Genomic DNA, 15,421 nt, shown 5'->3' with positions numbered 1-15,421 from the left:
GTGAGCGAGGGGATGTCCGCGCAGATGTCTGGACCTGCTTCGGGCGCACGCACTCTGCCGAGGTGGGTCAGCGATCCCATGCTGGCACCGCTGTGGAGCCGCGTACGTGATCGGCTGGAGCGCGCTGGCCTCCAACCGAATGGTCGGGTCGTGGTCGAGACCCCGACCCGCGACCTGCGCCGCGCCGCTGGAGATCTCCTCGGTCGCGGTGTCACCGCCGAGCGAGTCAGTATCGACTTGAGTGCTCTCGATAGCCGATTGCGCGAGCGTGCCGGCGTCACGGGCCTGGTCGAGGTGCTCACTGTTCTCGATGGCACTGCGCCCGTGAGCCGACCCGAGCAGCGCGCCCTTCGGATGCAGGCGCGGCAGGCTCCGCTCGATGTCGCGGCGACGCTCGTGTCGGGCCCGTGGGTCGCTACGTGGGTGGCGGATCTCCAGCGCACGGGGCTGCTCACCGGAAGGGCCGATTCAGATCGCGTGGTCCGCGATGCAGCCGCTGTCCTCACGGAGCTTCTGGACGGGCACGCTTTGCGCGGATCTCGGGTGGAGTTGGCGGCGCGTGTGCTCGGCGACGCCCACGGCCTCGACGCAGACCGCGCCGTCCACCAGGTGGTCGTACGCGGGCTCGCCGCCGCCGGGGGCCTGCCACTGCCAGGAGGAGCGAGGGAGCGCGAGGACCTGTGGGCTGCCTACGGAGTCGACCCGGACCTGCTCTCCCGGACAGCACTCCTCTGGCGGATCGTTGGCTGTGGGGCATCCGCCGCGGTCCAGCGTCTGAACCTTGCCGCCGAGGCTGGCGATCCGGTCCACGTCACCGAGTGGGACCTGCGCCGGATCGGCGAACTCACGTCCGGCGACCACAGGGTGCTGGTGTGCGAGAACCCGCGGGTCCTGGAGGCCGTCGCCGAGGAGGGACTGCCCGGGTGGTCGGCGGTGTGTATTGCAGGAGAACCCAACTTGGTCGTCGACAAGGTACTCCAGCTGCTCGTCGAGTCGGGGGCGCCGCTGCGCTACCACGGAGACTTCGACTGGCCAGGCATCGCCATCGCGAATCGAGTCATCGCGCGGTTCGGTGCCCAGCCGCTCGCGTACGGCGTCACCGAGTATCTGGCCGCCGTACGCCCTGACGGTCCGCCGCTCGTCGGTCGCGAGTCCGAGGCTGACTGGGACCGAGCGCTCGCTTCGGCTCTCCGCGACAAGGGTCGTGCAGTGCACGAGGAGTCGACGCTGCCAGAGCTCCTCGACTCGCTCGCGCGCCTGCGGACTTGATCCGGGTAACGGGGAGCTGCAGAGAGCTGGTCGCAATTCAGTGCTCGTATCGGAACGCCGAAAGCGCGCCGAGGCGCTCTGACCAGTCCACCTACCTGATGCCCTTCGCTCGAGCGGCCTGCTGGCCGCGGTCGTAGCCCTCGATCCCGCCCTCAAACCAGCAATGCGTCGCAAGCTGGAGCATCGCCAAGTCCGGGCTCAGACCGTCGGCGATGCTCCTTCGGGCGTCGTGAAGGAGAGCCGCGAGAATAGGGTTGTCCGGGCTCGGCCACGGCGGGTCGGGCATCTGGGCGGTCCGTTGTGTTGGCCAGTCTCCGCGCCTCATATCCTGCTCCCAGGTATGGGTCTCGGCCGCCTTCCACAGTTCTTGTTCGCTCATATGGTCCAGCCTGTCATCGGTTAACTGGTGGACGGGCATGGACCACACTGTCCGTTGTGAACGAACTGAACCCCTCGTTGATCGACACCACGGTGCAGATCCGGCGACCTGTAGACGGCGGCGCCGACGTACTACGTCAGTTCTCGGCCAGCTTCGACTATCACGGCGATCGTGGAACGGAGGAGATCGGCCAGGTCCACGGCTGGATCGGCTGGTCGATCCTCGAGGAGGATGTGGCCGACGCTGGCGACGCGATTAGCTTCGACGCAGCTCAGCTCGGCGCCGCCGCCGCCGAAATCATCGACACCCATTTCGACGACTTCATTGACGCAGCCCTGCTTATCGACCGCATGTATCTGGAGCCAGTATGGCGCGGTCGGCGGTTGAGCGGTGCGATCATCAACAGTCTGATGGCGCTTCTCCGTCTCGACCCTGGGTCGACGGCGGTGGTTCTGCAGCCCGAGCCCCAGAGGCCGGAGGGTGGACCGTACGAGGACGGTCCTGAGCGGGACGAGGCGATGGCTCGCTTGCATGCGGCCTATCGGGTTAGTGGATTGGAGCCGTGGCGAGACTCGCTCGTGTGGTGGCGGCCGTTCTGAGCGGCCTTTGCGCGCCGAGGTTCGCTGCCTGCTGAAACACACGCGCGGCGGGCGGGGCTTGCCGCCGATTGGGCCCTAGCGCTGAAATTTTGCATTTCGCCTGGCTTCTCGCGCTGCACCCGGTACCGTGCTGTCGATAACCGAGCGACAGAGTTGAGGCAACGTGACCGAGACTGCGTCTCAAAGCCTTCGAAGGCTGGCCGACGATGAGCCGTACAGGCATGACATCTTCATCGCCCTCGTCGCTCCCATCGGGTCGAGCCGGCCCGAAGTCCTCACGGCGCTCAACGACTCGTTGACTCGGTACGGCTACTCGACCGACCACATTCATCTCGCATCTCTCCTGGGCAAAGTCCCGAATCTTGCGGTCGGAGGATTGCCAGAGCGCACGGAGCCAGACTATTACCAGCGAAGGATGGATGCAGGTAACCGTCTACGTAATCAGGCGGGAGATTGGAGTGCGCTTGCCGGTGTCGGCGTAATGCGAATCGCTGCCGCGAGAGCTGCGCGGCGCCCGTCTTCCGATGACGCGCCACCGCCAACGCCTGTCGCGTACATTATTGACAGTCTGAAGAATCCACGTGAAGCGGAACTCTTAAGGAGTGTCTACGGTTCGGCGCTTTGGATCGTCGCGGTAGTGCAGGACATTTCCGAGCGGAAATCAAATCTTACCGAAGAGCTCGCGAGGTCCGAGAATCGATTCGAAGGAGTGCCAGAGGCTAAGGCTGTCGAGCTGATTACTCGTGATCAAGAAGAAGATGAGAAGCACGGCCAACATGTTCGTGACGTTTTCGCTGTTGCCGACTATTTCTTGCCAGTGCGACGGGGTGTCGACTGGAGGCAGGGCGTCGACCGCCTCCTCGAGGGGATCTTCGGTGCCCCGTTCCTGAGCCCAAGCACCGACGAGGAGGCAATGCGTCACGCGCGAGCCGCAGCTCTTCGTTCTGCGGCAGTTGGTCGCCAAGTCGGAGCGGTGATTGTTCCTCCTGCGGGCGCCCCTCACGTCATGGGTACCAACGAGGTCCCGAAGCCAGGCGGGGGTCAGTTTCGGGAAGGCGACGAACCTGACTTCAGGGATTTCCAGATGGGGGTAGACCCGAACCCGGCTTACACCGAACGTGTGCTGAGAGAGGTCTTCGATAGGCTAGCGAAGGCCGAATTCTTTACGGAAGAACGTAACAAAGCCGGCGGGGATGCCGTCCTCATGGAGGCTGCCTCGGCGCGACCGGACGGGGCGTCCGTGCTCGATGGCACTCGAGCAAAGGCACTGATCGAATTCACTCGGTGTCTACATGCCGAGCAGGCCGCGATCGTTGAGGCAGCACGCACCGGAACGTCCATCGATGGCGCCAAACTCTTTACGACCACTTTCCCATGCCACGAGTGCACAAAGTTCATCATTGGCGCCGGGATCGTCGAGGTGCAGTACATCGAACCGTACCCCAAGAGCCTCGCAGGGGACATGTACCGCGATCTGATCGACACAGTTCCTCCGATGGAGGCAAGATCTGGAACTGATATCGAGAGGGTTCCGTTTCGGCCGTTCCTTGGATTTGGTCCGAGTCGCTATGACGAGGTCTTTGTGTCGTCGGGTCGGAAGGGAACCGGCGGCCTTAAGGCACATGACCCGGCTTCCGCATCGCCCGTCGGCCACGGTTGGGCTGAAACCGCGGTTGTTGAGCGCGAGGACGAGGTGAGCGTTGCCATCGCCACCATCGTCGACTCGCTGGACGTTGCAGATGCGACTGCGACTCCAGTGGCGTCTTCCCCGGAAGTGACCCAAGCATCCGAGCCAGAAGGTCTGTCGGGCTAGAACGGTCTGTCGGCGGTGGACACTACGATCGCAGGAAACTACTCGTGAGGAGCTGGCATGATGCATGAGGACAGTGATTGGTTCAGCTTGCAGGCCTCGGCATCGGCTCGTCGGCTGGCTGAGACGCCCGCCAGTCTGCTGGGCCCGGCAGGACGAAGCCTCAGGCAGATCGCGTCCCAGTGGCCAACGCCGTCGGTTGGGGTCGTCGCGTTGGCCGCCGCGCCCTCACGCGAGCGGCGCGAACAGATTAGGGAGACCTCGATCCAACTTCCGCTGCTCGGGTCCGTTGAGTGAGTTGACATCCAGCGAATGAGCCGGGCTACTCGGTCAGTGGGCGAGACCCCGATCAACACCTTCTGACACGGCGTACCGGCTACCTGCTCCGGCCTCCGGCCTAGGCTGCCGGCGGCTGCGCCCATGCTGGGAGTCGGCGTGCGGCACCACGCCCGCGTGCTGGCGGGCCGGAATCTGCAGCCTTCATCGGCGTATCCGACACAAGTACAGCCTGCCGATCCGTGAATTCTCTGCTGCCTGCGTCCTCGCTCATCGTTGAAGGAGCGCGCGACCAAGCGCCGGGGTCCTTGGCGCCTGAGGCTTCGCGGTTCGATTCCGATATTCGTCGAGGTGTCCCTCGAGGCGGCGGCCGGCGACGGCGCGCTGCGCCGGGTCGAGTGATGCGGCTGCGTCGAGGGCGGCGAGGACCGGACTCGCCTCGCTGATGTGGCGCACGCGGGTGACTTCGAAAGATGTGGCCCGCAGTGTGATCGTGCCTGCGGGGTCGGGGTGCAACTCGAGGATGCGGGCGAGCCGGGGTAGTTCGTCCCTGGTGATGTAGCCATCGAGGCGGTCGGGCTGGGTGGCCACCAGCATTGGGCCTAGCATGTCGGGGTCGGCGAGGCGTTGCCTGATCAGGTGTTCTGCGGTCGGGTCACCGACGTAGGTCGTCACGGTGGCGCGGTCTCGGACGCGGGTGGCGAGCTCGCGTGGGTCGTGCATCGCGCTCAGGGCGGCTCGGACGCGGGAATTCTGGGTTGGTGTCAGCCACTCGGCTGGCAGTCCGGAGAGTAGAGCGATCGCCTCCCAGGCCGTGTGCTCGGCCCAGACTCGGGTTCGGCCTCCACCTCGGGAGGCGAGGTAGCGCTCGACGGACTGGCGGTCGATGACGCCGCGGGCGACCCGGTCGATCGCGCTGCTCTCGGCCAGCCTGCGGACCTGCTGCACCGTCACGCCTAAGAGCGTGGCTGCTTCCTGAGTGCTCAAGAGGTCTGGTCGGCTGCTCATAGACCGATTATGTTCGTTCGCGAACCTAATCTGAAGATGCTGAAGCGTGAGATTACGTACAAACGGTCAGCAAAATGGGTCCCACTTCGGTTCGAAGCTGTGCCCGCCTGAGGTCGGGACGGACGGCACCGACTTGGCCAGCATCGGCAGGATCGGGGGCATCACGCGCAAGTCCACGGCACGACCTTATGTGTCTGGATGGCCAGAGTGTGCCACGCAGGTCCACGGGCCCGGCGACGGACGCCCGCGGGTAAGGGTTGGCAATTGCCGATTCCGGGCGTCGCCCAGATGGCATATGTCAACCATTGCTGCGTCGTCCCCGAGTTCGAGGAAGGCGCGCGACGCTGACTCGAGCGGACGCCTCCGTCATAGGTTGCGTACCTTGTTTATCTTGCTCTGAGGCTTAGACTGAACGCATGACGGCCAAGACATCCCGCTCTGCGAGCGCTGCTGCTGCGACCACGAAGGGCCGCAAGCTGAAGAGTGCCTCCAGTCGTTCGCGAGACGTCCGGGTCACGGATGATGACCGTTTCGCCACGGTCCTCGAGGACGTCTTGGTGGCGGTCTCGGCGAGTGACCGGGACGGGTTCGTCACCAGTGTCGTCGGTTCTGAGACTGCACTGGACACGGCGCTGTGGGGTCGCGAGCCCTCCACCACCGAGCGCCGCTCGGCCTCGCTGGCGAACCTCCGCCTGGAGTTCGAGGCCCGCCGCTCGGTCCTCGAGGAGAGCTTGACCCGGGCCGAGGTCGCCGAGCTGCTCGAGGTCAGCGAGCAGGCGATTCTGGACCGTCTGGAGTCAGGGGCGCTGGTCGGCCTGAAGAAGGGCCGCGAGTGGCGCCTGCCGACCTGGCAGTTCGACCCCGACGCCGAGCGTGGCTTCGTCCCCGGCCTCGCCGAACTACGTGCGGTCTTCCCGGGCGGCGTGGTGACTCTGAGCAAATGGGTGACCACGCCGAGCGTCGACCTCGATGATGCGACCCCTGCGGGCGAGCTTGCTGCTGGCCACGTCGACCAGGTCGTGCTGGCGGCCAAGAGCCTCACTGCCGCCGCGTGGTGAAGCCGCTGCCGGTGCCGGACCGGCCCCTGAGCGGAGGCCGGCACTGGCAGTGGTCTTGGCGTGTCCCGAGCTCACGCAGTCCCTGGGGCTGGTGTCGGATCTACCACCGCACGTCACTCACACCCGACGGCATCACCCACCGCGCATGGGGGCCCCTGCATCGCCTGGACCCGCAGCTGCCCAGCGCCACCGGCGAGCCAGGTCCCTGCCCCGAGGGCCGCTCGGTTCTCTACGTGGCCGCGAGTCTGCTCACGGCCATCGGGGAGGTCTTCGGCGACTTGCCGGCTGCCGAGGTGTGCTCGAACTACCGGATCGCGCTGCTGCGGCCTATCGGGCCGATCGACGTGCTCGACATCCGCGGCCAGGGTGCAGCGATGGCGATCGGCGCCCTGCCCTCGCTGGCGACCGGGGACTACCCGAGAACGCGCACTCAGGAATGGGCGCGCGCGATCTACGAGGACCAGCCAGCTCCTAGGCCGGTCCACGGCGTCTACTACAACGCGGCGCACACCAATGGGCCGGCGCTGGCGCTGTGGGACACCGATGGCCGAGTCCAGGTCGTACGAGACCGAGCCGGCGCCGAGCAGGACCTGGCTCTGGGCGACCCGCTCGTGTGGCCACGGGTCGTCGCAGCGGCGGTAAGCCTGGGAATCCGGGCGAGGGCCGTCAAGGCCTGCTCTCAGTGCAGCTGACCGCCTCCGAGTACCCGGCACGAAGGTCGCCACGACGCCAACCTCATCATCCGCCACCCCATGCGGGTGTGGCCCTTCGAGGGCGGCGCCGCGGTCCCAGACGCAGCCATCGCCGCGGACCTGCTCTACAGCGCCGAGACCCGAGCCGTCCGCGCTGGACAGGTGCGCTTGAACGAACTGCTCAAAGACCTACGCGAAGACATGAGCCGATGACACCGGTGATAGAACTACCCCCGCTCCCTGCGCCGATCAACGAGGTGTGACCGGGCCCCGCGCCTCAACGGGCCAGCCGCACCCGCCTCGCCAGCGCGGCCACGCCGACGGCGGCCACGGCGACGGTCAGCGGCCTCGGCGACCAGCGCGTCGCTGCCGTGACGACGTCGGGTGGGCTGGTTCGTTGTGGGTCCGACGCAGGAGTCGAGCCCTCCGCGGGGGCGGTGAGCGGGCCGGCGGCGAACGCGTCGAGCATCGCCGGCACGAATGCCGCCATGTCCTGAGGTCCTCTGCTGGTGGTGAGGTTGCCGTCGCGCACGACCTCCTGATCGAGCCAGGTCGCCCCCGCGTTCACGACGTCGTCCCTGATGCCCGCCCACGACGTCACGGTGCGGCCCTGGAGGACCCCCGCCGAGGCCAGCACCCACGGCCCGTGGCAGAGCGTGACGACGGGCTTGCCGCTCTCCACGAAGTCGCGGACCAGGTCGCGCGCAGGTGCCGACTGGCGGAGCAGATCCGGGTTGATGAAGCCTCCCGGCACGAGGAGGCCGTCGTACTCGTCGGGGGCGGTCTGCTCGACGGTCCTGTCCACCCGCACGCGAGTGGATGGAAGGTTCAGGTTCAGGCCACGGATGCGCCCTCGCCGCAGCGAGACCACGTCGACCGTGGCGCCCGCCGACCGCAGGGCCCGCACGGGCACTGTCAGTTCGACCTTCTCGAACCCATCGGCCGCGAGGACCGCGATCCGGCGGCCTTTGAGCGTACGTCTGTTGGACATCTCCACCTCCTGTGCTCCCTCTCTCCGCTACCCACGCCCCGGCATCCCACACTCTGAGGGGACGGCCGAAGCGCCGGTCGGGGCGTGAGCGCGAACACAGCGGGTACCGTCGCGGATGGTCGGTTCCCTAGGAGGAGTAGGCGTTCCGCCGGTCGAGGCGGCGCCCGGTCGGGCCGCAGGCCCCCTCCGATGAGCAAGCTGCGGCTCCAGCGCTTCGTCCGCTCGAGCCTGTGGCTGCTGCCGATCGGGTGCCTGATCGCGGGCGCTCTCCTCGCCGTCGGAACGCTCGCCGTGGACCGGCTGACGGGGTACCAGCTCGTTCCGCACAGCCTGACCGGGACGCCCTCCGACGCCCAGACCATCCTGTCCTCCTTCGCCAGCGCCCTGGTGTCGCTGACGACCCTCGTCCTGACGGTCACCCTGGTCGCCGTTCAGTTGGCGATGGGCCAGTTCTCGCCCCGTATCGTCGGGGCGCTGCTCACCGACCGGTGGAGCCAGCTGGCGATCGGGTTGTTCGGCGGGAGCTTCCTCGTCGTGGTGCTGACCCTGCGGGAGATCCGCGGATCCGACACCGGCACGGTGCCAGGACTCTCGATGCTCCTGTCCTACGTCCTCATGCTCGCCAGCATCGTCGTGCTGGTCCTGTTCGTGCACCACGCCGGCCAAGGGCTGCGGGTCGCCGGGCTGATCGACCTCGTCGGCGACCGGAGCCGCGAGTTCATCGTCCGCGAGCACGGGGAGGCGCCCGTGGTCACCGGCGGCCCGGACGGGATCGTCGCCGCACAACCGGGCAACGTGATCCGCGTCGATCGCCCCGCCCTCGTCGCCGCGGCCCGACAGGCCGACTGCGTGCTCGAGCTGGTCCCCGTCATGGGGGACTTCGTGGTCGGCGGTGCACCTCTGCTCCGGGTGCATCCGGCCACGGAGTCCACGGCGACCGCGCACGGGGATGCTGCCGCTCGGCTCCAGGCCAGCGACGTCACCCGCCACGTCCTCCTCGGGCCGGAGCGTGTGCACACCGAGGACCTCGCCTACGGCTTCCGCAAGCTGGTCGACATCGCCGTACGCTCGATCGCGCAGCCGTTCAACGACCCGACGACGGCGGTCCAGGCCCTCCACCGGCTGCACGACCTGCTGCGCCAGATCGCCGCTCGCTCCCTGCCAAGCCGTGAGCACCGTGACGAGGACGGCGTCGTGCGCCTGGTGGAGCGGACCGTCAGCTGGGACGGCTACATACGGCTGGCCTTCGACGAGATCCGCCTGGCCGGGGCGGCAGAGCCCCAGGTGACCAGGAAGATGTGCGCGGCCCTGGCAGACCTCAAGGCCGTGGCGCCACCCGAGAGGCAGGGACCACTGGACCGCCAGCTGCGGCTGCTGAACGCCGCGGTCCGACGCTGCCACGAGGACGAGGAGGACGTCGTCGCAGCGCTCACGCCGGACACTGAGGGCATCGGGTCGGGTGCGGACGTCGCCGCCGTACCCGACCTCGATGAGTCCCTCCACCTTCCTGCGCTGACCAAGCACCGGCCCCCGCAGGGACGGTCCGGCTGAGCTCGGCGTGCCACGCCTGGACGTCAGCACACGCGGCGCCACGCAACCGACGACCGCACCGGCAGGTCTTGACACAGAGGGGAGCCGTGGGTGCGAATCGCGGCATGAGGTGGGCATGAGGGCCCGCGCCACTCGCGGGCCGGTGCGCTCGGGGCGCTCGGGGCGCCGCGTGTCCCCGATGACCGCGGCGGGGATGATCCTGGTGTGCGCGGGTCTCGCCGTGTCGGGATGGCTCGCCTGGGAGTACTGGGGAACCACGTGGGTCGCCCACCGGACCCAAGCGAAGGTGATCTCCTCCATCGAGGGCAGTTGGAAGCGCGGCGAGGACTCAGCGGTGGTCTCCGAGGGACCCGGTGGCAGACCGGTCGCCGCGAAGGCGATCGTCCGCATCCCGCGGTTCGGCCGGAACTTCGCTGTGCCGGTCCTGGAGGGCACGTCGGAGAGGGTCCTGGCCGCGGGCTTCGGGCACTACGCCGGCAGTGCACCGCCGGGCGGTCTGGGCAACTACGCGCTGGCGGGTCACCGGGTCACCCACGGCGAGCCGCTCCGCGACATGCCCGAGCTCCGGCCGGGGGATCGGATCGTGGTGGAGACCCGCCAGAGCGTCTTCACCTATGTCCTCGACACCGGCGGGGATGCGCTGGTGGTGCCGTTCACCGCCGGCTGGGTGCTCGATCCGGCGCCCCGCAACCCGGACGGCGGGGTCGGGCCGCCCAGCGGTCCCGCCGGCAGCCGGCTGATCACGCTCACCACCTGTTCCGAGCTCTTCCACACCGACGACCGGTACGTCGCCTTCGGGCACCTGGAGTCGACCCGACACCGGCCCTGACGGGTCCCGCGTGCGCGGTCCTGTCCCACCGGTCCTATCCCACCGGCGCAGTGCGGGTGGAACCGCGGCGCCGGCGGCCCACCAACACCACGCCGGTGCCCACCATCGCCAAGCTCAACGGCAGCCACACCGAACCCGGCCCGCCGAGCTGCGGGATCAGCATGCTGGCGTGGGCGCAGCGGCGAAGGTCCGCGAACGCGAGACTCGCCGAGCGACAGGACTCGTCAGCGGAGCTCGCCGGCATGGCGACCTCCATGCTCCCCGTGGATCCGGCCACGGCAGACCGGTTCCACCACTCGGGACGCATCGTCGCCCGGATGAGGAGGCGCGCAGGGGCAGGTGCTGTTCGGGACACCGGCACCCGCCGTGCTCGCTCTCCCCTCGGCGAGATCCTGCGGCCGGCAGTCGCTGGCGCCGGATCCTTCACCGCCGGAGCGGCCGCCCCTGCACGGACGACGTGCACGGTCCCGGGCTGAGCCTCGGTCGCGTGCTGTGGGGTGCCGGCGCTCGTCGTCGGCCCCGAGGTCAGCGTGCTGGCGTGCGGCTGCTGCGGGAGGCGTCCACCGACCGAGCCGACGACGTGGTGCGCCGTACTCCCCGCCGAGGTCGTGGCGCCGCTCACCGCGCCGCCCACCACACCAGTGACTTGATGAACCGCCCCGCCCGCCGTGCCGCTGACGGCATCACCTGTGCCACCTACGGCCCCGCCGGCCGTGCCGCCCAGGTTGTCCACCGCGCCCCCGACCGCCCCGACGGCGCCTCCCAGGGTGGGCGTGGCCCCGCCATCTGCCTGCGCCGGACCGCCGACGACCCCGGAGAGTGAGACCACCGCGCACACCACCGCACCGGCGACCACCCTTGATGTTCCGGTCATGATGGCTCCCTCCGCCGATCACACCAGCTGCAGCTCTGCAGCTGACCGAGCAACGAGCGGGCATCCCGAGGGTCACGACAATCACGGCCGAATACCGAACCTGGGGGACGAGGGCGCCCGGTGAGTCCCCTGGCTGGGCAGACAGAAGCGTCGACCGGGGGGATCACGACCGGCATACTCACTCTGGGGCTGCTGTGCTGCACCCGTCGTATTCGCCCGGGCCGGAGGCAACCAGTGGCCAAGTTGATCTACGCAGCCAACATTTCGCTCGACGGCTACCTCGAGGACGAGACCGGCTCCTTCGACTGGTCGGTGCCTGACGAGGAGGTGCACGCGTTCTGGAACGAGCACGAGCGGCACATCGGCACCTCGCTCTACGGCCGCCGGATGTACCAGACGATGCGCATCTGGGAGAGCGACGACTGGTTGGCGACCGAGCCGCCGGTCGTCCGCGAATACGCGGGGATCTGGCGCGACGCCGACAAGGTCGTCTACTCCTCGACGCTCGAAGCGGTCTCGACGGCGCGGACGCGCATCGAGAGGCGATTCGACCCCGAGGCGGTACGACGGCTCAAGGAGTCGTCCAGCTCCGACCTGAGCATCGGCGGCGCGACGATCGGGGCCGAGGCGTTCCAGCACGGGCTGGTCGATGAGTGCGTGCTGCTCCTGTGCCCGGTGGTCGTGGGCGGCGGAAAGCCAGCGCTGCCGCGAGGCGTCCGACTCGACCTCGAGCTGCTGGACCATCGACGGTTCCGCAATGGCGTGATCTACGTCCGCCACCGTGTGCGAACCGCCACCTGACAGCCGCGACTCCTCACCACACGACGTCGAGCGCGGCCGGGGTCCCTACACCGCCGGCAGGCGGAGCAATGGCGCACTCCGAGGGTGCCGGGAACCACGCCCCCGGCGCTCAGTGCACGACAGGGAGGGCGACCGTCGCGTTTTGAAGAACGACGACACCCGGCGTACGGCTGCCGAACCGGCCGTACATGTCGTTGGTCGCTACGGCGACGACGAACAGGGACTGTCCGCGGAGGACGTCCACGGTCACCGACGGCAGTTCGATCCTGGCAGGCATGCCGCGGACCGGGACCTGTGAGCTCCAGGGAGCCATGTTGCCCTGCGCGATCTTCGCATCGGCAGCGCTGGTGCGATCGCGAGTGCGGAGAACGCCCGGTTGTTGAGCCCAGGGCGTCGCCTGGGTGCAGAGATGTCAGCCGCGTCAGCCCTCCGGGGCTCGCAGGTCAGGGCGTGCCGGCCATCTGGACGACGACGCGAAGCCCCGAGCAGTCACAGGGGCCTTCCTTGGCGTGCCAGCCGAGCGTGCTCTCTCCCGACCACGTCGCGGAGCCGGTCTCGAACACGACTCGAATCGTCTCGCCGACCAGCGCCCGCTGGCGGACGTAGTCGGGAAGGGGCAGCGACTGGGATCCGAGGCTGTTGATGTGCTCGGGCTCAGGGGCACGGGTGCACTGCAGGTCCGCGACGCACACCGTGACTGCGGTCGCTGTGACGTCGGCGGGTATCCCAGCCAGGGAGTAGGACGACCCCAAGCAGGCTCCGCACACGTAGGCGTCGTCGTTGCTGCAGGCGGTCAGAGCGAGCAGCACGAGAGCCACGACCAGACGGTTCATGGCCATGGGACGCGTCGACGCGCGCGCCGGTTCCCGACACGTGCCCGCGGCTCACCCCGGTGGCGTAGAGGAGCCTCAGTGCGCCGGGTGCGGGAGCTTCGCGGTGTCGACAGCCTCGAACGCGCTCGCTGGAATGGTCTTGAGCTCGCTGATGACGCGGTCGGGCCAGCCGCCCGAGCGTGCGCCCTGGAAGTACCAGTCCGATCCGTTGTCGGCCAGCACCATGCCGTACTTCTTCATCGCTTCCAGCACGGTCCGGGTGTACGACGCGTAGCCGCGTGTGTCGAAGTCCGCGGCGAGCCGGAACCTGGCCCCCATCGGGGGATAGGCCTGGCTCGTCGTCGACCCTGCGTCGTGACGCGCCGGCCACAGATGACGGCTGGCCGTGCGCGACACGGTGAACCGGATCGCGTGGTCGACCCGTCCGGCCTTGACTTCGGGCCACCGGAGAAGTCCCGGCAAGATCGGCAGCCCGGCTGCGTCGGCACTCGTCCAGCCCTCGGGCCGCAGCTTGTTGCTCCTAAGGCTCCACACGGCGCCCGAGCCGGCTCGCCAGGTGCCCCGCACCTTCCGGGTGTTCCACGTCTCGTAGAGCCGGCACGTCGTCTTGTCGACGACGATCGCGTGCCGGTCGCCGCTGGAATTGCGCCCACCCTCGATCTTGGTGTCGCGGCCGAGCGGGTATCGGACGCGGTCGCTCTCCGACCGGTAGTCGAACCTGACCCGCACCTTCCGGTGCCTCTTCGTCACCACGGTGATCGGGATGCCGTAGTCGGAACCGTCGCCGTAGCTCGGCCCGAAGTCCGGGTGCAGGTGGCGTCCCGTGTTCATGTGGGCGAGCCAGGTGCTGCTGCGGGGGTCGAGGGGGAGCCGGCTGACGTCGGCGTGCCAGTAGTTGTCCTTCGGGAACACCTGGCACGTCGCGACGGGAGCGGCGTGCGCGGCGCCTCCTACCGGCAGCAGACCTGCGATGAGGAGGACGGGGAGCCAGCGACGGAGCATGGCCGCCACCCTAGGGCAGGTGTGACGCATCTCTACGCCGGATTTCACCGTGCTGTCATCGCGTTGCCATAGCCTCGAAGCGATGCGATCAAAGGGAGCTTCCGTGAGCACGACGCCAACCAATCTGCTGGAGGACCTCGAGCCCGTGGTCGCCGAGAACCTCGACCGCCATCTGGCCCTGGCGCAGGAGTGGCATCCGCACGACTATGTCCCGTGGAGCGAGGGGCGCGACTTCGCCTTCCTCGGCGGCGAGGACTGGGACCCTGAGCAGTCCCGACTCTCCGAGACGGCCAAGGCCGCCATGTTCACCAACCTGCTCACTGAGGACAACCTTCCGTCCTACCACCGCGAGATCGCGACACGCTTCGGCCACGACGGTGCCTGGGGCACCTGGGTGGGCCGCTGGACGGCGGAGGAGAACCGGCACGGCATCGCGATGCGCGACTACCTCGTGGTGACGCGCGGCGTCGACCCGGTCGAGCTCGAGCGGGCCCGGATGGAGTACATGACGTCCGGCTACAGGCCCGGCGACAAGACGGTGCTCGAGGCTGTGGCCTACGTGTCGTTCCAGGAGCTCGCAACCCGGGTCTCCCACCGCAACACCGGCAAGGTCACCGGCGACCCGATCGCCGACAAGCTGCTCGCCCGGATCTCCAAGGACGAGAACCTCCACATGGTCTTCTACCGCAACATCGTCTCGGCGGCTCTGGAGATCGCGCCCGACGCCACGATGCGCGCGATCGCCGACGAGGTGATCGGCTTCGAGATGCCGGGTGCCTCCATGGCGGGCTTCCGGCGCAACTCGATGATCATCGCGAAGGCTGGCATCTACGACCTGCGGCTGCATCACGACGAGGTGATCATGCCGGTGCTGCGGCACTGGAATGTCTTCGATCGCACCGACCTGGGACCCGACGGCGACCGAGCCCGGGAGGAGCTCAGCACCTTCCTCCAGGCGCTCGATGTCCAAGCGACCAAGTTCGTCGACCGGCGGGAGGACACCCGTGCTCGGGCGACCGCTCGCGACGCCAGCTAGGTCCGTTCGAGCCGCCTCGCGAGGTACGGCGCGGTCGCGCTGTCTCCGGCCTTTGACATGTCGGTCGGCGTGCCGGTCGCGACGACCCGACCGCCGGCGTCCCCTCCGCCCGGGCCGAGGTCGATGCGGTCGCGTTCGGGCTCGATGACCACCGACGGCTGCTCGTCGGTGACGTCGTGCACGACACCCAGACCGTCGCAGCGCGGACACGCGCCGGCCGCGGTGTTGGGCGAGAACGCCTCGGCGGGGAGGTGGTCGGCGCCAGCGGGGTAGCTGCCCGCACGCGAGTAGAGGATCCGCAGCAGGATGGACAGCGTCGTGAGGGTGCCGACCGACGAGCGGGACGTGGCCGGCGCGCGTAGGGCGCCACCGACTCGAAGTAGCGACGCTGCGCCTCGGCGTACAAGGTGCCG

17 protein-coding genes are annotated in these 15,421 nt (G+C 68.4%); 9 read left to right on the top strand and 8 right to left on the bottom strand.

The features are described from left to right. Positions 1–12: 12 nt before the first annotated feature. The gene (locus ACYQ1K_RS21750; RefSeq protein WP_459985397.1) at positions 13–1,269 is read left to right on the top strand and encodes a TIGR02679 family protein; all 1,257 of its coding nucleotides are present in this window, start codon (positions 13–15) and stop codon (positions 1,267–1,269) included. Positions 1,270–1,360: 91 nt separating this feature from the next. Here the strand turns inward: ACYQ1K_RS21750 and ACYQ1K_RS21745 are convergent, their stop codons facing one another. After that, positions 1,361–1,687, bottom strand: a complete 327-nt coding sequence (locus tag ACYQ1K_RS21745) for a hypothetical protein (protein ID WP_459985396.1) — start codon at positions 1,685–1,687, stop codon at positions 1,361–1,363. Positions 1,688–1,704: 17 nt separating this feature from the next. Between ACYQ1K_RS21745 and ACYQ1K_RS21740 the strand changes: the two genes are divergently transcribed. Together ACYQ1K_RS21740 and ACYQ1K_RS21735 are read left to right on the top strand one after the other, a co-directional pair. Next, the gene (locus ACYQ1K_RS21740) at positions 1,705–2,247 is read left to right on the top strand and encodes a hypothetical protein (protein WP_459985395.1); all 543 of its coding nucleotides are present in this window, start codon (positions 1,705–1,707) and stop codon (positions 2,245–2,247) included. Between the two features lie 163 nt (positions 2,248–2,410). Next, on the top strand, positions 2,411–4,060 hold the full coding sequence (locus ACYQ1K_RS21735; protein WP_459985394.1) for a hypothetical protein: 1,650 nt from the start codon (positions 2,411–2,413) through the stop codon (positions 4,058–4,060). Between the two features lie 543 nt (positions 4,061–4,603). Here the strand turns inward: ACYQ1K_RS21735 and ACYQ1K_RS21730 are convergent. Next, positions 4,604–5,287, bottom strand: a complete 684-nt coding sequence (locus ACYQ1K_RS21730) for a hypothetical protein (RefSeq protein ID WP_459985393.1) — start codon at positions 5,285–5,287, stop codon at positions 4,604–4,606. A 470-nt stretch (positions 5,288–5,757) separates the two neighbouring features. Here ACYQ1K_RS21730 and ACYQ1K_RS21725 point away from each other — a divergent pair, with 470 nt between their 5' ends. Next, positions 5,758–6,399 (top strand): helix-turn-helix domain-containing protein, encoded by a 642-nt coding sequence (locus ACYQ1K_RS21725; protein WP_459985392.1) that lies wholly within the window; start codon positions 5,758–5,760, stop codon positions 6,397–6,399. Then, a complete protein-coding gene (locus tag ACYQ1K_RS21720) occupies positions 6,393–7,091 on the top strand; it encodes an RES domain-containing protein (protein ID WP_459985391.1) in 699 nt (232 codons plus the stop codon). Before ACYQ1K_RS21725 ends, ACYQ1K_RS21720 begins: the two co-directional genes overlap by 7 nt. Positions 7,092–7,368: 277 nt before the next feature. Here the strand turns inward: ACYQ1K_RS21720 and ACYQ1K_RS21715 are convergent, their stop codons facing one another. Beyond that, the gene (locus tag ACYQ1K_RS21715; RefSeq protein ID WP_459985390.1) at positions 7,369–8,082 is read right to left on the bottom strand and encodes a type 1 glutamine amidotransferase domain-containing protein; all 714 of its coding nucleotides are present in this window, start codon (positions 8,080–8,082) and stop codon (positions 7,369–7,371) included. A gap of 189 nt (positions 8,083–8,271) precedes the next feature. Here ACYQ1K_RS21715 and ACYQ1K_RS21710 point away from each other — a divergent pair, with 189 nt between their 5' ends. Together ACYQ1K_RS21710 and ACYQ1K_RS21705 are read left to right on the top strand one after the other, a co-directional pair. Next, positions 8,272–9,633 (top strand): DUF2254 domain-containing protein, encoded by a 1,362-nt coding sequence (locus ACYQ1K_RS21710; protein WP_459985389.1) that lies wholly within the window; start codon positions 8,272–8,274, stop codon positions 9,631–9,633. 115 nt (positions 9,634–9,748) lie between these two features. Continuing rightward, complete coding sequence (locus ACYQ1K_RS21705) at positions 9,749–10,462, top strand: class E sortase (protein ID WP_459985388.1); 714 nt, start codon at positions 9,749–9,751, stop codon at positions 10,460–10,462. Positions 10,463–10,496: 34 nt separating this feature from the next. Here the strand turns inward: ACYQ1K_RS21705 and ACYQ1K_RS21700 are convergent, their stop codons facing one another. Continuing rightward, a complete protein-coding gene (locus ACYQ1K_RS21700; protein WP_459985387.1) occupies positions 10,497–11,336 on the bottom strand; it encodes a hypothetical protein in 840 nt (279 codons plus the stop codon). A 234-nt stretch (positions 11,337–11,570) separates the two neighbouring features. Between ACYQ1K_RS21700 and ACYQ1K_RS21695 the strand changes: the two genes are divergently transcribed. Further along, a complete protein-coding gene (locus ACYQ1K_RS21695; RefSeq protein ID WP_459985385.1) occupies positions 11,571–12,137 on the top strand; it encodes a dihydrofolate reductase family protein in 567 nt (188 codons plus the stop codon). 109 nt (positions 12,138–12,246) lie between these two features. Here the strand turns inward: ACYQ1K_RS21695 and ACYQ1K_RS21690 are convergent, their stop codons facing one another. From ACYQ1K_RS21690 to ACYQ1K_RS21680, 3 genes are all read right to left on the bottom strand, one after another. After that, entirely contained in the window at positions 12,247–12,414 is a 168-nt protein-coding gene (locus ACYQ1K_RS21690; protein WP_459985384.1) for a hypothetical protein, read from the bottom strand. A 166-nt stretch (positions 12,415–12,580) separates the two neighbouring features. Then, a complete protein-coding gene (locus ACYQ1K_RS21685) occupies positions 12,581–12,976 on the bottom strand; it encodes a hypothetical protein (protein ID WP_459985383.1) in 396 nt (131 codons plus the stop codon). Positions 12,977–13,045: 69 nt separating this feature from the next. Continuing rightward, a complete protein-coding gene (locus ACYQ1K_RS21680; protein WP_459985382.1) occupies positions 13,046–13,972 on the bottom strand; it encodes a hypothetical protein in 927 nt (308 codons plus the stop codon). Between the two features lie 103 nt (positions 13,973–14,075). Here ACYQ1K_RS21680 and ACYQ1K_RS21675 point away from each other — a divergent pair, with 103 nt between their 5' ends. Next, entirely contained in the window at positions 14,076–15,008 is a 933-nt protein-coding gene (locus ACYQ1K_RS21675) for an acyl-ACP desaturase (RefSeq protein ID WP_459985381.1), read from the top strand. Here ACYQ1K_RS21675 and ACYQ1K_RS21670 read toward each other — a convergent pair. Beyond that, positions 15,005–15,190: a hypothetical protein gene (locus ACYQ1K_RS21670; protein ID WP_459985432.1), complete on the bottom strand. Its 186-nt coding sequence runs from the start codon at positions 15,188–15,190 to the stop codon at positions 15,005–15,007. The genes ACYQ1K_RS21675 and ACYQ1K_RS21670 overlap by 4 nt on opposite strands. Between the last annotated feature and the right edge of the window lie 231 nt (positions 15,191–15,421).

It is taken from the genome of Nocardioides sp. AN3 (genome assembly GCF_054653495.1).
The sequence above is the reverse complement of the archived record's forward strand: the minus strand, read 5'-3'. Positions and strand labels throughout refer to the sequence as shown.